General features: G+C 72.0%; 18 protein-coding genes. 11 read left to right on the top strand and 7 right to left on the bottom strand.

Features of this window, described 5'->3' with window-relative positions:
- The first annotated feature begins 273 nt into the window (after positions 1-273).
- Positions 274-1,062 carry a MerR family transcriptional regulator gene (locus ACZ7BZ_RS15425; RefSeq protein ID WP_470358763.1) on the top strand — a complete coding sequence of 263 codons (789 nt, stop codon included), beginning with the start codon at positions 274-276 and terminating at the stop codon, positions 1,060-1,062.
- A 56-nt stretch (positions 1,063-1,118) separates the two neighbouring features.
- Here the strand turns inward: ACZ7BZ_RS15425 and ACZ7BZ_RS15420 are convergent, their stop codons facing one another.
- From ACZ7BZ_RS15420 to ACZ7BZ_RS15405, 4 genes are all read right to left on the bottom strand, one after another.
- Complete coding sequence (locus tag ACZ7BZ_RS15420) at positions 1,119-3,302, bottom strand: 3-hydroxyacyl-CoA dehydrogenase NAD-binding domain-containing protein (RefSeq protein ID WP_470358762.1); 2,184 nt, start codon at positions 3,300-3,302, stop codon at positions 1,119-1,121.
- A gap of 57 nt (positions 3,303-3,359) precedes the next feature.
- Complete coding sequence (locus ACZ7BZ_RS15415; protein ID WP_380456317.1) at positions 3,360-4,574, bottom strand: acetyl-CoA C-acetyltransferase; 1,215 nt, start codon at positions 4,572-4,574, stop codon at positions 3,360-3,362.
- Positions 4,575-4,709: 135 nt separating this feature from the next.
- Positions 4,710-5,852, bottom strand: a complete 1,143-nt coding sequence (locus tag ACZ7BZ_RS15410) for an acyl-CoA dehydrogenase family protein (RefSeq protein WP_470358761.1) — start codon at positions 5,850-5,852, stop codon at positions 4,710-4,712.
- 2 nt (positions 5,853-5,854) lie between these two features.
- Positions 5,855-6,997, bottom strand: coding sequence for a CaiB/BaiF CoA transferase family protein (locus ACZ7BZ_RS15405; protein ID WP_470358776.1), 1,143 nt, complete (start codon positions 6,995-6,997; stop codon positions 5,855-5,857).
- A 312-nt stretch (positions 6,998-7,309) separates the two neighbouring features.
- Between ACZ7BZ_RS15405 and ACZ7BZ_RS15400 the strand changes: the two genes are divergently transcribed.
- The 8 genes from ACZ7BZ_RS15400 (at position 7,310) to ACZ7BZ_RS15365 (ending at position 15,480) form a co-directional block, all read left to right on the top strand.
- Positions 7,310-7,780: a hypothetical protein gene (locus tag ACZ7BZ_RS15400; protein ID WP_470358760.1), complete on the top strand. Its 471-nt coding sequence runs from the start codon at positions 7,310-7,312 to the stop codon at positions 7,778-7,780.
- A 23-nt stretch (positions 7,781-7,803) separates the two neighbouring features.
- On the top strand, positions 7,804-9,948 hold the full coding sequence (locus ACZ7BZ_RS15395; RefSeq protein WP_470358759.1) for a hypothetical protein: 2,145 nt from the start codon (positions 7,804-7,806) through the stop codon (positions 9,946-9,948).
- Between the two features lie 95 nt (positions 9,949-10,043).
- The gene (locus ACZ7BZ_RS15390; protein ID WP_470358758.1) at positions 10,044-11,003 is read left to right on the top strand and encodes a hypothetical protein; all 960 of its coding nucleotides are present in this window, start codon (positions 10,044-10,046) and stop codon (positions 11,001-11,003) included.
- Between the two features lie 75 nt (positions 11,004-11,078).
- Positions 11,079-11,630, top strand: a complete 552-nt coding sequence (locus ACZ7BZ_RS15385; RefSeq protein WP_470358757.1) for a GNAT family N-acetyltransferase — start codon at positions 11,079-11,081, stop codon at positions 11,628-11,630.
- An 85-nt stretch (positions 11,631-11,715) separates the two neighbouring features.
- Entirely contained in the window at positions 11,716-12,714 is a 999-nt protein-coding gene (locus tag ACZ7BZ_RS15380; RefSeq protein WP_470358756.1) for a hypothetical protein, read from the top strand.
- Positions 12,711-13,979, top strand: a complete 1,269-nt coding sequence (locus ACZ7BZ_RS15375; RefSeq protein WP_470358755.1) for a sensor histidine kinase — start codon at positions 12,711-12,713, stop codon at positions 13,977-13,979. The genes ACZ7BZ_RS15380 and ACZ7BZ_RS15375 overlap by 4 nt, the downstream gene beginning before the upstream one ends.
- Positions 13,980-14,011: 32 nt before the next feature.
- Positions 14,012-14,713: a response regulator gene (locus ACZ7BZ_RS15370; protein ID WP_470358775.1), complete on the top strand. Its 702-nt coding sequence runs from the start codon at positions 14,012-14,014 to the stop codon at positions 14,711-14,713.
- Between the two features lie 125 nt (positions 14,714-14,838).
- Positions 14,839-15,480 carry a Pr6Pr family membrane protein gene (locus ACZ7BZ_RS15365; RefSeq protein WP_465746890.1) on the top strand — a complete coding sequence of 214 codons (642 nt, stop codon included), beginning with the start codon at positions 14,839-14,841 and terminating at the stop codon, positions 15,478-15,480.
- A gap of 123 nt (positions 15,481-15,603) precedes the next feature.
- Here ACZ7BZ_RS15365 and ACZ7BZ_RS15360 read toward each other — a convergent pair whose 3' ends face one another.
- Positions 15,604-15,816: a hypothetical protein gene (locus tag ACZ7BZ_RS15360; protein WP_470358754.1), complete on the bottom strand. Its 213-nt coding sequence runs from the start codon at positions 15,814-15,816 to the stop codon at positions 15,604-15,606.
- A gap of 241 nt (positions 15,817-16,057) precedes the next feature.
- Between ACZ7BZ_RS15360 and ACZ7BZ_RS15355 the strand changes: the two genes are divergently transcribed.
- Positions 16,058-17,560: a S41 family peptidase gene (locus ACZ7BZ_RS15355; RefSeq protein WP_470358753.1), complete on the top strand. Its 1,503-nt coding sequence runs from the start codon at positions 16,058-16,060 to the stop codon at positions 17,558-17,560.
- A gap of 22 nt (positions 17,561-17,582) precedes the next feature.
- Positions 17,583-18,472 (top strand): IS5 family transposase gene (locus ACZ7BZ_RS15350; RefSeq protein ID WP_470358752.1). Its coding sequence is split into 2 segments (ribosomal slippage): positions 17,583-17,937 and positions 17,937-18,472, totalling 891 coding nucleotides; the frame shifts between segments, so codons are not numbered across the junction.
- Here the strand turns inward: ACZ7BZ_RS15350 and ACZ7BZ_RS15345 are convergent.
- Together ACZ7BZ_RS15345 and ACZ7BZ_RS15340 are read right to left on the bottom strand one after the other, a co-directional pair.
- Positions 18,473-18,919 (bottom strand): hypothetical protein, encoded by a 447-nt coding sequence (locus ACZ7BZ_RS15345; protein WP_470358751.1) that lies wholly within the window; start codon positions 18,917-18,919, stop codon positions 18,473-18,475. It abuts the gene before it with no gap.
- Between the two features lie 150 nt (positions 18,920-19,069).
- A complete protein-coding gene (locus ACZ7BZ_RS15340) occupies positions 19,070-20,677 on the bottom strand; it encodes an ABC-F family ATP-binding cassette domain-containing protein (RefSeq protein WP_470358750.1) in 1,608 nt (535 codons plus the stop codon).
- Positions 20,678-20,827 lie beyond the last annotated feature (150 nt).

The following is a 20,827-nucleotide window of genomic DNA, read 5'->3' as shown; positions in this document are numbered from 1 at the left end:
GCCCGCGAGGTCTACCGCGCCCTGACCAGCACACCCACCACACAAATCACTCAAACCGACCTCGCCCCTGCGGCTTGACAGCCATAGGAGCATCCCAGCGGCATCGCCCGACAGCAGGCCTCGCCCGACCGGACAGGCGCTCCCCCGTACACCGGGGCGCGTGCCGGTCCGGTCGTTGGGGCTGCCGGACCACCCCGTCCGATGGACCGGATCGAACCGCACTGTCACACTGCTGCTGTCACAGCAGGAATGTGCCAGCGCGGGAGGCAGCAGATGGGGGAGCACGGCGCCGGGGTGGGCGAGGTGCGGCTGACGGTCGACGAGTTGGCGGCGCGGGCCGGGGTGACGGTGCGGACCGTGCGGTTCTACGGCACGAAGGGGCTGCTGCCGCCTCCCGAGCTGGGGCCGCGGCGGGTGGGCCTGTACGGGGCCGCGCACCTGGACCGGCTGGGGCTGATCGAGGAGCTGCAGCGGCAGGGGCTGACGCTGGCCGCGATCGAGCGGTACCTGGCCCGGCTGCCCGAGGACAGCACCCCGCTGGGCCTGGCGATCCACCGGGCGCTGGTGGCGTCCTGGACGCCGGAGGCGGCCGAGGAGGTGGGCCGGGCGCAGTTGGAGCGGCGGGCCGGTCGGGGGCTGTCGGAGGAGCAGCTGGAACGCCTGGTCGCGATGGGGGCGCTGGAGCGCACGCCCGACCCTGAGGTCTTCCGGGCGGACCCGGGCCTGCTGCCGTTGGGCGTGCGGATCCTGGACGTGCCGATCCCGCTGGAGACGCTGCTGGCCGCCCGCGCGGTGGTCGTGGAGCACAGCCGGGCGACGGCGCGGGAGTTGCAGCGGCTGTTCCGGGAGACGGTGTGGAAGCCGTACCGGGAGAGCGAGCCGGATCCGGCGGAGCTGGCCCGGATGAAGGAGCTGACCGACCACATCCAGCCGATGGTGGCGCAGGCGCTGGTCACCGCGTTCCAGCGGTCCTTGGGCGAGGAGTTGGGCGAGGAACTGGGCGGGGAACCGGGCAGGGAACCGGGTGAGGCCACACCCGCACGCGGCCCGGCCTCACCCTGACCCCCCGAGTCCCGGTCCCGGGCCCCGTAGGCCCAGGCCCGCAGGGGCCCGCCTGGTCAGTCGGTGAAGGTCCGCCCCTCCGCCGCGATCCGCTCCAGCAGCGCCGGCGGCGCGAACCGCTCGCCGTACGCGGCCGCGAGTTCGCGGGCGCGGGCAGCGAAGCCGGCCGGGCCGCCCTCGTACCCGTTGATGTACTGGAAGACGCCGCCGGTCCAGGCCGGGAAGCCGATGCCCAGGATCGAGCCCACGTTGGCGTCGGCGACCGAGGTGAGCACGCCCTCCTCCAGGCAGCGCACCGAGTCGATCGCCTCGCTGAACAGCATCCTCTCCTTGAGGTCCTCGAACGGGACCTCGGAGGGATCGGTGGAGCCCGCGACGGAGAAGTGCTCCAGCAGCCCCGGCCAGAGCCGGCCGCGCTTGCCGTCCTCGTCGTACTCGTAGAAGCCCGCGCCGCCGCTGCGCCCGGGGCGGCCGAACTCGTCGACCATCCGGTCCACCACGGCGTCCGCCGGGTGCGGGGTCCAGGTCCCGCCGGCGGACTCGACCGCGAGCCGGTACTCGTCGCGGATCTTGCGCGGCAGGGTGAGGGTGAGCTCGTCCATCAGGGAGAGCACCTTGGCGGGGTAACCGGCCTGGGCGGCGGCCTGCTCGATCGAGGACGGGTGGATGCCCTCGCCGACCATGGCGACGCCCTCGTTGAGGAACTGGCCGATCACCCGGGAGGTGAAGAAGCCCCGCGAGTCGTTGACCACGATCGGCGTCCTGTCGATCTGCCGGACCAGGTCGAAGGCGCGGGCGAGCGCCTCGTCGCCGGTCTGCGGGCCGCGGATGATCTCGACCAGGCGCATCTTGTCGACTGGCGAGAAGAAGTGCAGGCCGATGAAGTCGCCGGTGCGCTGGACGCCTTCGGCGAGTACGCCGATCGGCAGGGTGGAGGTGTTGGAGCAGAGCAGCGCGTCGGGGGCGACCACGCCCTCGATCTCCTGGAACACCTTGTGCTTGAGCTCGGTGTTCTCGAAGACCGCCTCGATCACCGCGTCGCAGCCGGCCAGATCGGCGGCCTCGGAGGTGGTGGTGATCCGGGCGAGCAGGGCGTCGCGCTTGGCCTCGGTGGAGCGGCCCCGGGCGATTGCCTTGTTCAACAGGCCCTCGGAGTAGGCCTTCCCTCGTTCGGCGGCCTCCGCGCTGACGTCCTTGAGTACGACCTCGATGCCGGCCTTGGCGCAGGCGTAGGCGATGCCGGCGCCCATCATCCCGGCGCCGAGCACCGCGACCTTGCGGACCGACCGCTTCTCGACGTCCTTGGGGCGCCCGGCACCGGAGTTGACCGCCTGCATGTCGAAGAACAGCGCCTGGATCATGTTCTTGCTGGTCTGCCCGCAGGCCAGCTCGGTGAAGTAGCGGGCCTCGATCGCCATCGCGGTGTCGACGTCGACCTGGCTGCTCTCCACGGCCGCCGCCAGCACGTTGCGCGGGGCCGGGTAGGGGGCGCCGTTGAGCTGCTTGCGCAGATTGGCCGGGAAGGCGGGCAGGTTGGCGGCGAAGGCGGGGGTGGCCGGGGTGCCACCGGGGATCTTGTAGCCCTTGACGTCCCAGGGCTGGACGGCGGTCGGGTTGGCCTCGATCCAGGCCTTCGCTCGCGCGGTCAACTCCTCCGGCGTGTCGACCAGTTCGTGCACCAGGCCGTGCTCCAGCGCCTGTGCCGGGCGGTACTGGCGGCCCTGCAGCAGGAACTTCAGCAGGGCGTCGGTGATGCCGAACAGCCGCACCGTACGGACCACACCGCCGCCGCCCGGCAGCAGGCCGAGGGTGACCTCGGGCAGGCCGATCCGGCTGGCGGGGGTGTCCAGCGCGATCCGGTGGTGACAGGCGAGGGCGATCTCCAGTCCGCCCCCGAGGGCGCTGCCGCTGACGGCGGCGACGACCGGCTTGCCGAGGGTCTCCAGTGTGCGCAGCGAGCGCTTGATCCGCATGGACTTCTCGAAGACGGCCTCAGCCTCCTCGGGGCGGGCCGCGGAGAGCATCCGCAGGTCACCGCCGGCGAAGAAGGTCTTCTTGCCGGAGGTGACGACCACGCCGCGCAGCGCGTCCCCCAGGCTCGCCAGCCGCTGGACCACGGCCTCGAAGTCGGCCGTGAAGGCCTCGTTCATGGTGTTGACGGACTGGGTGGGGTCGTCGAGGACGAGGGTGACCACGCCGTCCCGGTCCTGCTCCCAGCGGATGGTGGTGGTGTCGCTCATGAGTTCACGGTCTCCAGGTCTACCGGTCTGCTCTACCGGTCTGCGGGGGCGGGGTGGTCAGACGCGCTCGACGATGGTGGCGACGCCCATGCCACCGCCCACGCACAGGGTGATCAGGCCGTAGCGCAGGTCACGCCGCTCCAGCTCGTCGACGACGGTGCCGAGCAGCATCGCGCCGGTGGCGCCGAGCGGGTGGCCGAGGGCGATCGCGCCACCGTTGACGTTCACCTGGTCGGGCCGGAAGCCGAGTTCGCCGATGAAGCGCAGGGCGACCGCCGCGAAGGCCTCGTTGATCTCGACCAGGTCGATGTCGGCGGCGGTGAGCCCGGCCTTGGCGAGCGCCTTGCGGGTGGCCGGGGCGGGGCCGGTGAGCATGATGGTCGGCTCGGAGCCGGAAACGGCGGCGGAGACGATCCGGGCGCGCGGGCGCAGCCCGTACCGCTCGCCGACCTCGCGGTTGCCGATCGCGACGAGCGCGGCGCCGTCCACGATGCCGGAGGAGTTGCCCGCGTGGTGGACGTGGTCGATGGCCTCCACCCAGTGGTACTTCTGCAGGGCGACGGCGTCGAAGCCGCCGGCCTCGCCGATCGCGGCGAAGGACGGCTTGAGGGCGGCCAGGGTCTCGACGGTGGTGCCGGGGCGGATGAACTCGTCGCGCTCCAGCACGACCAGGCCGTTGCGGTCGCGGACCGGGACCACCGAGCGGTCGAACAGGCCGTCCGCCTGGGCCTTGGCGGCGCGGGCCTGGGACTCGGCGGCGAAGGCGTCCACGTCGGTGCGGGAGAAGCCGCCGATGGTGGCGATGAGGTCGGCGCCGATGCCCTGCGGGGCGAAGTTGGTCTCGTACGAGGTCATCGGGTCGGCGAACCAGGCGCCGCCGTCGGAGGCCATCTTCACCCGGGACATCGACTCCACGCCGCCGGCCAGGATCAGGTCCTCCCAACCCGAACGGACCTTGGCGGCAGCCAGGTTGACGGCTTCCAGGCCGGAGGCGCAGAAGCGGTTCTCCTGGACGCCGGCCACCGTGTCGGGCAGACCGGCCGCGATGGCGGCGATCCGGGCGATGTCGGAACCCTGGTCGCCGATCGGGCTGACCACGCCGAGCACGATGTCGTCGATCGCGGCCGGGTCCAACTCGGGGTATCGGCGGCGCAGTTCGTGGATCAGGCCGACGACCAGGTCGATCGGCTTGGTGCCGTGCAGCGAGCCGGTGGCCTTGCCGCGGCCGCGCGGGGTGCGGATCGCGTCGTAGACGTACGCTTCGGTGGTCACGATGGGGATGCCTTTCGGGGCGAGGGTTCCTGCGGGTCCGGGGGCCTTCCGGGGCCCGGGGAGCGGGCGGCGCCGGACGGGACCTGGGGGTAGGGGCGGCGGCGCCGGGCGGGGCCCAGCCGAGGGCGGCGGGGCTCAGCCGAGGATGGAGCGGCCGACGATCTCCTTCATGATCTCGGTGGTGCCGCCGTAGATCGTCTGGATCCGACCGTCGGTGAACGCCCGGGCGACCGGGAACTCGCTCATGTACCCGTAGCCGCCGTGGAGTTGGAGGCAGCGGTCGGCCGTGCGCTTCTGCAGTTCGGTGGCCCACCACTTGGCCATCGAGGCGTCGGCCGGGGTGAGCGCGTAGCGGTTGTGCTCGGTGATGCAGCGGTCGACGAAGGTCCGGGTGATCGCGCACTCGGTGGCCAGTTCGGCGATCTCGAAGCGGACGTGCTGGAGCTTGGCCAGCGGACGGCCGAAGGCCTCGCGCCGCTTGACGTAGTCGGTGGTGATCTCCACCAGGTACTCGGCGCCGGCGATCGCCGCGGCGGCGATGGTCAGCCGCTCCTGGGCGAGGTTCTGCATCAGGTGGACGAAGCCGCCGTTGAGCTCGCCGAGCAGGTTCTCCTTCGGCACCCGGACGTCCTCGAAGAACAACTCGGCGGTGTCCTGCGCCTTCTGGCCGATCTTGTCCAGGTTCCGGCCGCGCTCGAACCCGGGCGTGCCGCGCTCGACGGCCAGCAGGCTCAGCCCGTGCGCGCCGCCCTCGGGCGTGGTCCGGGCGACCACGATGACCAGGTCGGCCAGGATGCCGTTGGAGATGAAGGTCTTGGCGCCGTTGAGCAGGAAGTGGTCACCCCGGTCGACCGCCTGGGTGCGGATGCCCTGGAGGTCGGAGCCGGCGCCCGGCTCGGTCATCGCGATCGCGGTGATCAGCTCGCCGCTGCAGAAGCCCGGCAGCCAGCGGCGCTTCTGCTCCTCGGTGGCGAGCGAGGTGAGGTACGGGCCGATGATGTCGTTGTGCAGCCCGATCGCGAGCCCGGAGGCCCCGGCCCGGGCGAACTCCTCGGCCAGCACGGCGGCGTAGCGGAAGTCCGGGGCGCCGCCACCGCCGAACTCCTCGGGCACGGCCGTCCCGAGCAGCCCCTGTCGGCCGGCCGCCAGCCAGACGGAGCGGTCGACGATGCCCGCCTTCTCCCAGCGGCCGTAGTGGGGCAGCACCTCCTTGGCGAGGAAGGCCTTCACGGTGGCCCGGAAGTCCTCGTGCTGCTCGGTGAAGATCTCGCGCTGCAACGCTACTCCCCTTGTTCTGCCGCTGAGTTGACGGATTCGGTGGCGCTGCTCGCGGGCCGGAGCGCCGGAACGCCCCACTCCCGGGCCACCTCGGCGGTGTCCGCCCCCGGCCGGGCCGGTGGGCGGCGCAACGCGCCGGGGGTGGCGGAGAAGCGCGGGGCGGGCGCGGGCTGGGTCACGCCGTCCGCCTCGACGTAGGTGCCGCGGGCCGACAGGTGCGCCTCGACAGCCGACTGACGCATCGTCAGCACCGGTTCCACGCAGGCGTCCGAGCCCGCGAAGACGGCCTCCCACTCACCCCTGGTCCGGGTGGCGAAGCGGGCCGCGATCAGGGCGCGCAGTTCGGGCCAGCGGGCGAGGTCGTACTGACCGGGCGCGTCCGGGCCGAGCTCCAACAGGCGGGCGAACTCGGCGTAGAACCGCGGCTCCAGCGCGCCCACCGCGAGGTGCCCACCGTCGGCGGCCCGGTAGATCGCGTAGAAGGGTGCACCGCCGTCCAGCAGGTTGACGCCCCGGCGGTCCTGCCAGTGGCCGGCCGCCAACAGCCCCCACAGCATGCTGCCGAGGTGGGCCGCACCGTCCACTATCGCGGCGTCGACCACCTGCCCGGCCCCGGTGGTACGGGCGTGGTGCAGCCCCGCCAGCAGGCCGACGACCAGGTAGAGCGAGCCGCCCGCGTAGTCGCCCAGCAGGTTCGCCGGGATCCCGGGCGGCGCGTCGGCCCCGCCCGGCGAGGCGACCAGCCCGAGCACCCCGGCCACCGCCGCGTACCCGAGGTCGTGCCCGGCGGTGGCGGCCCGCGGCCCCTGCTGGCCCCAGCCGGTCATCCGCCCGTACACCAGCGCCGGATTGCGCGCCAGACACGCCTCCGGGCCCACGCCGAGCCGCTCCGCCACCCCGGGCCGGTAGCCCTCGATCAGCAGGTCGGCCCGCTCGACCAGGTCCAGCACCAGGCCGGGCCCCTCGGGCGACTTGAGGTCGACCAGCACCGAGCGCTTGTTCCGGTTGGTGAGGTCGTACGCCGGGTCGGTGCCGAGCGGCGACGGCTCCGGGCGGTCCACCCGCACCACGTCCGCCCCGAGATCGCCCAACAGCATCGCCGCGAACGGCCCCGGCCCGATCCCGGCGAGCTCGACCACCCGCACACCCGCCAACGGCCCCGGCCCGCCCGCACCGGCCACCGGACTGCTTGTGTCACGCACTGGCTGCAGAACCCTCCGGGGTTTGACAGTAAAGCTGTAACACTCGCGATGATAGGCAAGCGACCGGCCGGTAACAAGCCCTCGACCCCGGGCCCGTGTCGCCAATTCACCCCTGCCGAAGCCCTGATGGAATCGATCACGCCCAGTGCGACCGACGGCACGGAGGGTGCGTCGGTGCACTGACGGAGCCGACCTGTACGGTCGTCATGTCGCGGGGGTGCACGAACCCCCCAACGTCCAGGGGAGGACACACACATGGGCAGCCCGTACTTCACCACCGGACCGGTCGCCCCGGCGACGGACCCGATGCCGAGCACGGCGGCCAAGAAATCGCCGTACGCCCCTCCGGCGACGGCCGACAACGGCACCACCGTGCCGCCACTCCCCTTCATCCCGCCCGGCAAGGTCACCAGCCGGCTGGACACCCCGTACGAGCTCACCGCCTCCGCCGGACTCGCCCGGCAGATCGCCACCGACCTCGACAACGCCAACGCCAAGGCCGGGCCCGGCGCGCACAGCCTCACCGAGTACGCGAGCACCGCCGCCACCAGGATCCGCGGCTTCTCCTTCGGTGCCGCCCTCACCGGCAGCACCGAACGGTGGCTCCAGCAGTGCAAGACCCTGCACGACAAGGTCGACAACGCCGCCACCGGCCTCGACCGGACTCGGCAGAACTACCACTCCAACGAGCTCACGACCACCGCCGATCTGCGCGCGACCCGGTAGAAGTCAGAAGGGGGAACGGACACATGGTGTCCTTCAAGGAACTGCACGAAGCCGACTTCTCCGGGGTCTCCGACGCCGCCGAGGCATGGGCCGGGGTCGCCAAGGCCCTCACCGCCCTGGACGGCCGGGTCACCAAGGACCTCACCAGCACCGCGCAACGGGCCGGCTGGAAGGGCGACGCCGCGGACAGCGCCACCAAGGCGCTGCAGGGCATCGACGACGACTTCAAGAAGGGCTCGGCCGTCGCCACCGCCCTCGCCGCGATCATGAAGACCGCCGCCGAGGACTTCACCGCCGCCCGCCGCGACCTCGACGCGGCCCTCCACGACGCGCAGGCGCAGGGACTGAGCGTCTCGGCTGACGGCACTGTGAGCTGGAGCCTCCCGAAGGATGCGAGGAACGACACGGACAGCGAGGTCCTGGCACGGGACATGGCCGCCAAGTCCCTCGCAATCTCGGACCGTCTGGGCAAGGCCGTCGAAAAGGCCACCGCCGCCGACCAGCGGGCCACCCTCCACCTCCAGAGCGACATCGGCACCAGCAACGCCGCCTTCAACCCCACCCCCGGCGGCACCGGCCCGGTCACCGACGCCAAGCGGGCGCAGGACCTGATCTCCAAGGCCTACGACCTCTCCGATGACGAACTCAAGCAGTTGCAGGCGCTGCTGGCCGCCAACGCGGAGAACAAGGAGTTCGCGACCACACTGCTCACCGGCCTCCAGTGCAACGGGCAGACCGGCCCGGAAGCCTTCCTCGACTACAGCAAGATCCTCGGCGACCTCGCGCAAGGCCACCACAACGCCAAGGGCTACCAAGACGTCTACGGCAACATGGCCGTGGTGCTCGCCACTGGCACCCGCGACAACGGGATGGGCGAGGCATGGGAGAACGGGCTCTTCCGGGCCGCCCGCGGTCCGGGCGGACCGAACGACACGTACCTGGCGCTCACCACGCTGATGGAGACGAAGGGGACCTTCGACAAGGCCTTCGTGCGCAGGGTCGGCACCGACCTGCTCGACTACGAGGCCAACAACAAGCTCAAGGGCATGGACCTGTGGGGCCCTTCCTTCTACGAGGACCCCAGGAAGGGCGACCCGCTGGCCCCGCTCCTGCGGATGATGAAGGGCGATCGGGAAACGACCCAGACGTTCCTCGACCCCAGCCAGAACAACAACCTGGTCCACCTCCTCAAGGACCGCGGCTGGCTCGACGAGGACCAGGAGCGCAAGCTTCCCGCAGACGTCCTGCGTGACACGTCCCACAAGCTGTTCGCGGACATGCTGGAGGACGCCACCACCAGCCGCGGCCCCGACCGGAACCAGCACCCGGCGCCGCACGCCCCGGTCAGCCAACGGATCATGGACGAAACGCTCAAGACCCTCGGGGGCACCACGCCTGACGACCGAACCTCGGTGGCGACAGTCCTGCGCCGACCGGTGGCCAGGATGCTCGCCGACTACTCACCGGATGTGTTCGGAATTCTGGGCAACGATCTGCAAGGCCCATCGCAGCCGAACGGACTGACTGCAAAGCCGGAGCAACTCCTCCGCGTGGTCCGCGGTGCACTGGAGGATCCGGACACGTTCCAGATCATCCACAAGTCGCAGACCGAGGAGATCGCCCGCCGCCTCGACACCTACGGGCCCGAGGACTTCAAGCCCGATGCCACGGGCCGCCCGGACCACACCCTGTCCGCCTTCTCGCAGCAGTCTGCCAAGGTCCTCGGCGGACTCGACGCAGCGTTCGTCAACGCGGTCACCGACCACGCGGATGCCAAGAATTCGGCCATCGACTGGCAGCAGCGGATGCTCTACCACGCGATCGGCACGCCCGTGAACCTGGCCCCGGACTTTCTGATGCCCGGGGTCTCGAAGGTGGTGCCACTGGGAGACGCAGCGCAGCGCCTCGTCGACATCGGGACCGCCTCGTGGGCCGAGCAGGCCAAGGCGCCGATCAGCAGCGCCACTGCGGCCAGCGTGAGCGACCGCTACTCGGCGGGACGCTCCGAGCTGGATGCGATGATCGTTGGCAAGGCGAGCCAGTACGGCATCGCTCCGGCGGACGCCGGCCACGCCGGCACCGTGACGAACCATCTGCTCCTTGAGGCGGGGCCCTTCTACAACACCGGGATCGACAACGCGTACCACGCCGCATTCGGCAAGGGGTGAGGGCCATGGACATTGAACCTGACGAATGCTCTGGCACTCCTGCTGCGTCCGCCGAGCGCGATGGCTCCAAGCGCACCTGGCGGAGGCGGTCGGTAGTGGCAACACTGGCGCTCTCCCTGCTCCTGGCCGGGGCGGGGGGGTTCGCGGTGTACCGGCAGACGAATCTCGGCGGACCTGACACCGTTTGCGACGGGGCGGCCACGGCGGACCAAGTGCACGACGCGGTAGGGCCCGGACGAATCAGCGAGTACAGAAACGGCTCCTACGACCGGACCGGGGTCTCCGCCGGCAACGACTGCTTCGCCACCGTCAGTTCCGGCCTCTTCAAGACGAAGGAGAGGGAGGTGCGCTTCACCCTCAGGTCCAACCGTGACGGCCCGACCGAGTTCGCCTCGGGGGACGCCCGACTGTTCTCCGGAGATTCGGCCGGCTCGGTGACCTCCCGCGTGGCGTGGGCCCTGCTCCCCGAGGGGTGCCCGAAGGGCCTGCTTGCCGAGGTGCGCACCGACGTCGTGGGGCACGACGAGGCCAGGGCGAGGCTGGCCGTCGCGTTCGCGAACGGAGCTGCCAAAAACCACTCCTGCGCGGACCGCACACTTCCTGCGCCAACGAGTCTCTCCGCAAGGGGCTCCGAGACGGATCCGGACTGGAACAACCTCTGCGGCCTTCCAGGGTTCGCACCCGCGAGGGACCCTAACGTCCAGTGGACGTACCGGCAGCAGGTCACCACCGCGTCCGACCCGGTCTGGACCTGCGCAATCAGCAGGCCGGGCACGAGCAGTCTGCCTCAGATCCTCGCGATCACCACCGACCCGCGGCCCATCGCTGTGCCCCCGCAACCCGACAACGAGCCGCTCGGGCGGGCCCGATGGGTCGCCCGCGGGACACTCGTTGCCACCTGCCAGGGCCGGGACGTCTACTTCACCATCGACGGCGGTTTCGAGGGGCCCCTTCGCGGCGGCCTCGGAGACTACCTGTTCTCCGACCAGAACGACCTGGTACGGCAGTTCCTCACCGCCGGAGGCAAGGCGATCGGGTGTGAGCCGATCCTGTAGGAAATAACCGGGCGAGTGTCGGCGTAATGGTCTATCGTGCCATTGGACCATTACGCACGACACGGGGGAGCCACCATGCCCGCCACCGACCTCTCCATCGACCTTTCCGTCCCCGACCGGACGATCGTCACCGTCTCCGAGCGGCTGGTGCTGAGCCGGCCGCAGGAGGGGGACGCGGAGGCGATGTTCGCGATCCACGGGGATCCGGAGACCAACCGGTACAACCCGGACGGGCCGCAGCGGGACATCGCGGCGGCGCGGGAGCAGTTGGCCGGGTTCGTGGCGGACTGGCCGCGGGACGGGGTGGGGTACTGCATGGTGGCGACCCGGGAGGAGCCGGGGGTGGTCATCGGGGTGGCCGGGCTGTTCCTGCACTCGCTGGACGGGGAGCCGGTGTTCAACCTGTACTACCGGTTCCGGCCGTCGGCGTGGGGCAAGGGGTACGCGGCGGAGGCGTGCCGGGCGGCGATGGCGGAGGCGCTGCCGCGGTTCCCCGGGATTCCGGTGACGGCGCTGATCAGGGCGGACAACCTGCCGTCGCGCCGGCTGGCCGCGCGGCTCGGGCTGGTGCCGGACCCGGACGGGCGGGTGGACCACGAGGACCGGCTGATCCACCGGATGGCCTGAAGTACGGGAGGATCCCCCGCCGGGGGGAGCGGGATCGCCCCCGGGGCGGAGGCCACGGGCCGGGGCGCGGCGGCAGCGTAGGAACATGAGGATCAACGAGGGAGCGGTACGGACCGGGGCCGCCTGGATCGCGGTGTCGGCGACGGTGCCATACCTGGGGCTCAAGGCGCTGTGGCTGACCGGGCATCCGGTCGGGTCGGGCGATCCCGGCGGGATGGACCGGCTGTGGCTGCTGAACCTGCTGACCGTCGGGATGGACGCCATCGCCGTGGCCCTGGCGCTGGCCTTCGTCCGGCCGTGGGGGCGGCGGCTGCCGGCCGGGCTGGTGGCGTTCCCGATGTGGGTGGCGACCGGGCTGCTCGGCACCATCCTGGTCGCACTGCCGCTGTACCTGCTGAGCACCGTCGTGCTGGGGTCGGAGCGGAGCACGGGCCAGGGGGACGACAACGGGCTCGACAGCTGGGTCTTCGCCGTGGTGTACGGCGGTTTCGCCGTACAGGGCCTGGCGCTGATCACCGCCTTCGTGCTGTACGTCCGGTGGCGCTGGGCCACACTGCTGTGGGCGCGGATCGGCGACCTGCCGCACACCCCCACCCTGGCCGTCCAGCGGACTCTCGGCTGCGTCGCGGCGCTGCTCGGCGTCGGCGTCGCGGCGGCCCGGGCGTACTGGGCGGCGGGCGGGGCGGCCGGGGTGCCGATCGCGATGGCGGAGGAGCACTCCCGGGGTGTGGCGGTGATGAACACGGTGACCGCGGCCATGGCGGTGGCCGCACCGGCGGCGCTGCTGATCCTGGTGTTCCGGGTCCGGCCGCAGCGGCGGCTCAGCGGGCCACTGCTGGTGGCGTGGACGGCGGCCGGTTCGCTGTTCGGCTGGGGCAGCTGGCAGTTGGTCGCCTTCGGCGCGACCACGACCGGCACGACCACGACCGGGGTGACCGACCTGCGGATGGCGGTGCCCGGGCTGATGCCCCTGGTAGAGGCCGCCCAGGTGGTGACCGGGGTACTGATCCTGGCCGCGGGCGCGGTGGCACTGACGGAACGCGGCGCCCGGGAGGCCGCCGCTGACGTAAAGTCGCCCGGATGAGCACGGGGGGCAGCCGGATCCGGCGGGCGGGCGAGGCGTTGCTGGGGCGGCGGGCCCGGCTGCGCTGGGTGCACCTGGTGCTGGGCGGCGCCCTGCTGATGCCGTACTACCTGTTGTCGGTGGTGGGGCTCGGGGCGCTCAACCCGAACCAGGGGCACGTGCGCCAAGCACTGCTGCAACTCGTCGCGTTGTTCACCTCGCTGCCGATGGCCGCGGTCACCGCGCTGGTGCCGACGGTGCGGGGGCTGGAGGGCGCCGCCGCCCGGGCGCTGTGCGCGGTGGCCCGGCCGGAGGAGCTGGCCACCGGGCCGTCCCGGTCCTGGGCGGCCCGCCGGCGCACCTCGCTGTTCTTCGTGCTGCACCTGTTCTGCGGCGGGGTGGTCGCCGGGATGACGCTGGCCGGGGTGCCGTTCGCGGTGGTGCTGCTGTTCGGCCTCATCTGGCCCGGGGACCTGGCCGGCTACTGGACGGATCGTTTCCCCGCCTGGATGTTCACCGGCCCCGCGCTGGGCCTGGCCGTCCTGCTGCTGATCGTCGGGAGCAGTGCCGCCTGTGGTGCGCTGCTGGCCCGCTGGGCGCCCGAGCTGCTCGGCCCGACCCCGGAGGAACGGCTGACCGCTGCCGAACGCCGGGCCACCGTACTGGCCCAGCGCAACCGGCTGGCCCGCGAGTTGCACGACTCGGTCGGGCACGCGCTCAGCGCGGTCGGCATCCAGGCCTCGGCGGCCGCCCGGGTGCTGCGCACCGACCCGGACTTCGCCGCCGAGGCGCTGCGGGCGATCGAGGAGACCGCACGCGGGGCGGTCGCCGAACTGGACACCGTGCTCGGACTGTTGCGCGAGGAGGAGGACGGCGGCGCCGCTCCGGCCGGGCCCACGCTGGCCGGGCTGGACGACCTGCTGCGCCAACTCGCCCGCACCGGCGTGACGGTGGACGCCGAGCTGGCGCCCGGCCTGGGCGCGCTTCCCGTCGAGGTCTCCCGGGAGGCGTACCGGATCGTGCAGGAGGGCCTCACCAATGTGCTGCGGCACGCCGGGCCGGCCCCGGCCGGACTGCGGGTCGGGCTGGACGCGGACCGACTGGAGATCGAACTGACCAATCCGCTGGGCCCGTCCCGCCCGAGCCGCCCCGGCGGCGGGCGCGGGCTGCGCGGGATCGGGGAACGGGCGGCGGCCCTGCGCGGCGGGAGCGCGGTGGGGCCGAGCGAGGACGGGACGACGTGGCGGCTGGCCGTCTGGCTGCCGGTGGGAGGGACTGCGGGATGAGCGGCGGGAACGGCACGGGCGCCGGGAGCGGGATGAGCGGCGACGGCGGAACGGCCGGCGGGAACGGGGTGGCCGGCATCCGGGTGGTGATCGCGGACGACGAGCGGCTGGTCCGGATGGGCCTGCGGGTGGTGATCGACGCCGAGCCGGACCTCTTCGTGGTCGGCGAGGCCGCCGACGGCGCCGAGGTCGTCCCGCTGGTGCGCGAACTGCGCCCGGACGTGGTGCTGATGGACGTCCGGATGCCCGGCATCGACGGGATCCGGGCCACCGAGCAGCTGGTCGGCGGGATGGCCGAGCCGCCGAGGATCCTGGTCGTCACCACCTTCGAGCACGACGACCACGTGTACGACGCGCTGCGGGCGGGCGCGGCCGGGTTCCTGCTGAAGCGGGCGCGGGCGGAGGAGATGGTCCAGGCGGTGCGGCTGGTCGCGCGCGGGGACTCGCTGCTGTTCCCGGCGGCGGTGCGCGACCTCGCGCTGCGGCACGGCGCGGACGGCCGGCGGGGGGCCGCCGCCGACCGGGGGCCGATCGGTCGGCTGACCGAACGGGAGGGGCAGGTGCTGCGGTTGATGGCCACCGGGCTCAACAACGGGGAGATCGCCCGGCAGTTGGTGGTCAGCCAGGAGACGGTGAAGACCCATGTCGGCAGCGTGCTGGCCAAGTTGGGGGCCCGGGACCGCACACAGGCGGTGATCGCGGCGTACGAGTCGGGGTTCGTACTGCCGGGGTGACCCGGAGGACTCCTGCACGAAGTTCGTACACGAGTTCCATCCGGCCGGGGCCAGGAAGTAGAGTGCGATCTCCCCCTCCCGACGTCCGATACCTCCCGTATCGCCTGGAACGAACTGGTGACCGTATGACCGTCCGGACCCGCCCCGCGCTGTGGTGGCGCATGGGCATCGTGCTCTCGGCGGGCCTCGGCCTGTCCCTCGGGACCGCCTCGCTGGTGTACTTCACCGTGCAGAGCAACGTCATCGTGCTCGGCTACTTCATCGGCGCGGTGTACTGGATGGTCAAGCGCGACACCGTGGACGCCCCCGCACCCCGGCTGCGCGGGGCGGCGACGCTGTACATCCTGATCACCGGCCTGGTCTCGCACGTCCTGCTCCAGCACGGCGCCAGCCCGCTGCCCGGACTGGTCAGCGGACCGGACCGGCTGGCGCACTGGTCCTCCTTCTTCCTGCACTACGTCACGCCGGTGATGGTGCTGATCGACTGGCTGGTGCTGAAGCCGCGCAACGCGGCGGCCTGGAAGGACATACCGCTCTGGCTGGCCTTCCCGCTCGGCTACGCGGCGATCGTGCTCGCCCGCAACGCGCTGTTCGGCGACTTCCCGACGCCCTACCCGTACTTCTTCTTCGACCCGACCACCAAGGGCTACGGCTACGTCTGGGGCCAGATCGCCCAGCTGACGGTCGAGTTCATCGTGCTCGGCCTCGCCGTCGTCGGCCTGGACCGGCTGGGCACCCGAGTCGCCGGGAAGCTCGCCCGCGCCTGACAGCTCGACTCCCGGCCGGATCCACTCGGCCGACCGCGCACCAGGACGGTCGGCGTCGTGGCCGAGCTGGGCGGTGTTGACCCGGCGCCTGGTCGGCCGCTCACCGGGCCGCTCCCCCGCGCCTCACGCGGCGGGCGAGTCCTCCTGGGCCGCGGCGTCGAACTCCGCCCGGTGGTCCTTCCAGAACGCCACGGCGTGGTCGACGAAGACCCGCCGCTGCTGCTCCCGCACGCTGAGGTCGTGAACGTACGCCTTGACGCTCTTGCCGTCCGCGGCGGCGGCCTCGCGGATCGCGGCGAGTTCGTGCTCCGTGTACTCGATGTTGAGCGCAGGCATGTCGCCGATGGTACTGCAGCGCACGGCAGTTGGACCCGGTGCGACGGATTTCCACCCGCCGTCAAACGGTTTGCCGTCCATCCCTCCAGAGGCTGTTCGGGCGGGCGGACGAGTGGACCCACAGGAGGGTACGGCAGCGGCGCGTCGGATGACGCCCGGGCGGGGCCCAGGGTCCTAACGTCGGCGGCACGGCGGCGGAGGGGTTCCGCAGGGGGAGGCCGGGATTCGGCGGAGGCCGGAGATGACGCACAGGGGTATCGGCAGGGCGGCGGCCGCCGCGGTCGTGACGGCGGCACTGGCGACGACGGTCGCCGTGGTGACGTCGGGAGCGGCGTCGGCCGAGGAGGCGGCGTCGGGAGCGGCGGCGGCGCACGGGGTGACGCCGGCCGAAGGGGTGGCCGGAGCACAGGGGCAAGGGCAGAAGGGCGATCCGCTGCAGGGGGTCTGGCGGATGGACGGCTACGGCACGGTGGTCTCCGTCGCCGGGGGTCGGCTGACCACCTACGACGTGACCGCGCACAGCTGCGTGCCCGGCTGGATCACCGCGACGCAGGCCGGCCCCGCCGGGCCGGACGGCGCCGTCCGCTACGTCATGGGCAACGACGCGGTGTCCCTCACCCCGAAGAGCCGGAACCGGGCCGTCGAGCGCGAGGAGGGCGGGGTCGGCACCAAGGAGCTGAACCGGATCCCGGCGCTGCCACCGCTGTGCACCACCCCGGCGCCGAACGGCCCGCTCGCGGTCTTCGACCGGTTCTGGGAGGACTTCGAGGAGAACTACCCCTTCTTCGCGGCCAAGGGGATCGACTGGCACGCCGTCCGGGACGAGCAGCGGCGGCGGATCACCCCGGCGACGTCCACCGATCAGTTGCAGGAGGTCTTCGTCGACATGCTCCGGCCGCTCGGCGACGCCCACACCGGACTGGCGCGGATCGTCGACGGACAGCCGAAACCGGTGTTCGGCGGGCGGCGGCCCGGCTCGACGGTACGCACCGAGGAGCTGACCGCCCGGGCCGGACAGGCCGTCGCGGCCCAGCTCACCGGCCCGGAGCAGCTCTTCGCGGGCGGCAAGCTCGGCGTGAGCCGGCTCCCCGACGGCGTCGGCTACCTGCGGGTGGGCAGCTTCGACGGCTACACCGACGGCGACTACCGCAGCCAGGTCGCCGAGCTGGACAAGGCCCTTGACGCCCTGCTCGCCGATCCGGACCGGCTCAGCGGCCTGGTGCTCGACGTCCGGCTGAACGGCGGCGGCTCGGACGCGCTCGGGCTGCACATCGCCGCCCGGCTCACCGACCGCCCGTACCTCGCTTACCGGAAGGTGGCGCGCGACGACCCGGCCGACCCGACGAAGTTCACCCGGCCCGTACCCGTCCCCGTGCTGCCCTCGGACGGCGAGCACTTCACCGGGCCGGTGGCGCTGCTCACCTCCTCGATCTCGGCCAGCGCCGCGGAGACCTTCGCCCAGGCATTGATGGGACGGTCCCCGCGGGTGACCCGGATCGGCGAGAACACCCAGGGCGTCTTCTCGGACGTCCTGATCAAGCCGCTCTCGCCGGACTTCGCGGTGGTGCTGCCAAACGAGGAGTACCTCACCCGGAACGGCAGCACCTTCGACGGCCCGGGCATCGCGCCGGACCTCCGGACCCCGGTCTACAGCCCCGAGGAGCTGGCCGCGCTCAAGGACTCCGCCCTGAGCACGGCCCGCCGGGTGCTCGCCGAGGACGCGGGAGGCGACCGACGGCACTAGGACGTGTCTGACAATTGATCTTGTGGCGGGTCGAGGTGAGTTGACGGACGCGGCGTGGGAACGGATAGAACCCCTGTTGCCGCAGGTGGATGGGCGTGGTCGTCCGTGGCGTGACCACCGGCAGGTGGTCAACGGGGTGCTGTGGCGGCTGCGGACTGGGGCTCCGTGGCGGGACCTCCCGGAACGCTATGGGCCATGGCAGACCGTCTACGAGCGGTTCGCCCGCTGGGAATCGGACGGGACCTGGGCGAAGCTCCTCGAACACGTCCAGGTCCGGGACGACGCGGTAGGGCGGGTCGAGTGGACCGTCGCCGTCGACTCCACAATCAACCGGGCCCACCAGCACGCCGCCGGCGCCCGAAAAAAGGGGCCGCAGACGGGGACAAACTGGAAGATCCGGGCCGCTCGCAGGCGCGCCAGGCCCTCGGCCGGTCCCGCGGCGGGCTGACCACCAAGGTGCACCTCGCCGTCGACGGCCGCGGCCTGCCCCTGTCGATCGTGCTCACCCCAGGCAACGCCAACGACGCCACCACGTTCGGCCAGGTCCTCGACGGCATCCGGATCCCGCGCGCCAGCACGGGCCGTCCGCGCACGACACCGCACCGAGTGCTGGGCGACAAGGCCTACTCCAGCAGAGCGATCCGCCACCTGCTGCGGCGCCGGGGCATCGCCGTCACGATCCCCGAACGCCGCGACCAAGAGGCCAACCGCCGGCGACGCGGAGCCCTCGGCGGCCGACCACCCACCTTCAATAAGGAGATCTACCGCGGCCGCAACGTGCTCGAACGATGCTTCGCCCGCCTTAAGCAGTTCCGCGCGATCGCCACCCGCTTCGACAAACTCGCCGACCGATACCGGGCCGGAGTCGTCTTGGCCTCCCTGATCCTCTGGCTCCGCGAACCAGCCCGATGATCACTTAACGTCTCTCGGCTGCCGTTGCTCGACCTGCTCGACTGCCCGGCGAACGGCAGCGCGGAGTTCCTCGTCAGGCTCGTTCCGCCTGAGTACGGATTTGAGAGAGACATCCGCTGCCGACCGCACATCGGGATCCGGGTCGGAGAGCGCGGCGGCGATGATCGGCGCGTGCGCCACGGCGTCGGGTCCGAAAATGCCGAGGCCCTCGATCCCCGCGCGCCGCAGCTTCACATCCTGTGCCGCCGTGGCCGCGACGAGTAGTTCCAGGGCCTCAACAGGCGCCTCCGCGCACCGCCGCGCCAGACCAAACAGCGCCTGCTCGAATTCCGCGCTGTCGTGGCGGGCAGCCGCGGCGAGCCGCATGAGCGCCTCGCTCACCGCCGGCGGACAGGCCGCACGGAGGCTGACCTCGTCGACCCAGGTGGGGGCAGTGTCGTCGTCCATCCGGCCATCCTGCCAGCAACCGAAACCCGATTCCCAAAGCTGGGGAGCAGCCGGCCCGGCCACCACGAGCGACCTGCTGGGCCTTCAGGCTGCGGACAACGTGGCTCCGCAAGCCAGCCAGATGATCATTTGTCAGACACGGCCTAACCGCTACATCGGATCCACCGCCCTCAGTTCGCCGTCCAGCTCCAGCCACCTGGTCAGGCCCAGGCCGCGCAGGAACGGCAGGTCGTGGCTGACCACGACCAGCGCGCCCTGGTAGGCGGCCAGCGCCTGGGTGAGCTGGCGGACACTGGCGAGGTCCAGGTTGTTGGTCGGCTCGTCGAGCAGCAGCAGCTGCGGTGGCGGGTCGGCCAGCAGCAGGGCGGCCAGCGTCGCGCGGAACCGTTCGCCGCCGGAGAGGGTGCCGGCCGGCTGGTCGGCCCGGCCGCCGCGGAACAGGAAGCGGGCCAGCCGGGCGCGGACGGCGTTGTCCCCGGCACCGGGGGCGAACAGCTTGACGTTCTCCGCGACCGTCAGCCCGTCGTCCAGCAGGTCGAGCCGCTGCGGCAGGTGGCGCAGCGGCACCTGGGTGGTGACCATGCCCTCCAGCGGGGCGAGTTCGCCCGCCATGGTGCGCAGCAGTGTGGTCTTGCCGGATCCGTTGCGCCCGACCAGGGCGATCCGCTCGGGGCCGCGCAGGTCGAGGTCGACGGTGCCGCCGGTGGGCAGCCCGACCTTCTGCAGGGTGAGCACGGTGCGCCCGGCCGGCACGGCGGTGCGCGGCAGGTCGATCCGGATCTCGGCGTCGTCGCGCACCGCCTCCTCGGCGGCGGTGAGCCGCGCCTTGGCCTCCTCCAGGCGTTCGGTGTGCATGCCGGTGAGCCGGCCCGCCGTCTCCTGGCCCTTGCGTTTGAGCATCCCGGCGATGATGTGCGGGTCGTTGCGGGTGACCGAGCGCTTCTTGCCGTAACTGGCGCTGCGGTCAAGCTTGGTGCGGGCGTCGACCAAGTCCCGCTTCTGGCGCTGGACGTCGGCCTCGGCGTTGCGCAGCAGCCGCTCGGCCGTCTCCTGCTGGGCCGCGAGGGTGCGCTCGTACTCGGCGAAGTTGCCGCCGTACCAGGTGACTCCGCCGTCCCGCAGGTCGGCGATCTGGTCGACGTGCTGGAGCAGCTCGCGGTCGTGGCTGACGATCACCATGACGCCCTGCCAGCCGGCCACCGTCTCGTAGAGCCGCTCGCGGGCGGCCCGGTCGAGGTTGTTGGTGGGCTCGTCCAGCAGCAGTACGTCGGGGCGGCGCAGCAGCAGGGCGGCCAGCCGCAACAACACCGCCTCGCCGCCGGAGAGTTCGCCGGTGGTGCGGTCGAGGTCGAGGCTGCGCAGGCCGAGCCGGTCGAGGGTGGCGCGGGCGCGCTCCTCGACGTCCCAGTCGTCGCCGACGGCGTCGAAGTGCCGCTGGTCGGTGTCGCCGGACTCGATGGCGTGCAGGGCCTCGCGGGCGGCCCGGATGCCGAGCGCCTCGTCGACCCGAAGGCCGGTGTCGAGCGTGAGTCCCTGCGGGAGGTGACCGAGTTCGCCCGCGACCCGGACGGTGCCGCCGGTGGGGGTGAGTTCGCCGGCGATCAGCCGCAGCAGGGTGGACTTGCCGGCGCCGTTCAGGCCGATCAATCCGGTGCGGCCGGAACCGACAGCGAGGTGGAAGCCGTCCAGGACGGATTTGCCGTCGGGCCACTCGAACGCGAGGTCGGTGCAGAGGACGGCGGTGGTGGGTTGTGCCATGCAAGGCCTCCCGGGTGGTTGCTGAAAGGGTGACGAGCAACACGGGGAGACACCGCGGGTGCGGAACCGGTACGGCCGAACGACAGGAGGGCAGCGCAACGAGGCGCCAGGGGGCCGTGACTGAGGTCGCACACTCGCACACCACGCGGC

This window comes from Kitasatospora sp. NPDC036934, assembly GCF_055608425.1.
This window is presented reverse-complemented; position numbering and strand designations above follow the sequence as displayed.

Bases quoted from the DNA above. Each gene is read 5' to 3' on its own strand.
- ACZ7BZ_RS15425 (WP_470358763.1), top strand. From the start codon at position 274: ATGGGGGAGCACGGCGCCGGGGTGGGCGAGGTGCGGCTGACGGTCGAC.
- ACZ7BZ_RS15420 (WP_470358762.1), bottom strand. From the start codon at position 3,302: ATGAGCGACACCACCACCATCCGCTGGGAGCAGGACCGGGACGGCGTG.
- ACZ7BZ_RS15400 (WP_470358760.1), top strand. From the start codon at position 7,310: ATGGGCAGCCCGTACTTCACCACCGGACCGGTCGCCCCGGCGACGGAC.
- ACZ7BZ_RS15395 (WP_470358759.1), top strand. From the start codon at position 7,804: ATGGTGTCCTTCAAGGAACTGCACGAAGCCGACTTCTCCGGGGTCTCC.
- ACZ7BZ_RS15385 (WP_470358757.1), top strand. From the start codon at position 11,079: ATGCCCGCCACCGACCTCTCCATCGACCTTTCCGTCCCCGACCGGACG.
- ACZ7BZ_RS15380 (WP_470358756.1), top strand. From the start codon at position 11,716: ATGAGGATCAACGAGGGAGCGGTACGGACCGGGGCCGCCTGGATCGCG.
- ACZ7BZ_RS15375 (WP_470358755.1), top strand. From the start codon at position 12,711: ATGAGCACGGGGGGCAGCCGGATCCGGCGGGCGGGCGAGGCGTTGCTG.
- ACZ7BZ_RS15370 (WP_470358775.1), top strand. From the start codon at position 14,012: ATGAGCGGCGACGGCGGAACGGCCGGCGGGAACGGGGTGGCCGGCATC.
- ACZ7BZ_RS15365 (WP_465746890.1), top strand. From the start codon at position 14,839: ATGACCGTCCGGACCCGCCCCGCGCTGTGGTGGCGCATGGGCATCGTG.
- ACZ7BZ_RS15360 (WP_470358754.1), bottom strand. From the start codon at position 15,816: ATGCCTGCGCTCAACATCGAGTACACGGAGCACGAACTCGCCGCGATC.
- ACZ7BZ_RS15355 (WP_470358753.1), top strand. From the start codon at position 16,058: ATGACGCACAGGGGTATCGGCAGGGCGGCGGCCGCCGCGGTCGTGACG.
- ACZ7BZ_RS15345 (WP_470358751.1), bottom strand. From the start codon at position 18,919: ATGGACGACGACACTGCCCCCACCTGGGTCGACGAGGTCAGCCTCCGT.
- ACZ7BZ_RS15340 (WP_470358750.1), bottom strand. From the start codon at position 20,677: ATGGCACAACCCACCACCGCCGTCCTCTGCACCGACCTCGCGTTCGAG.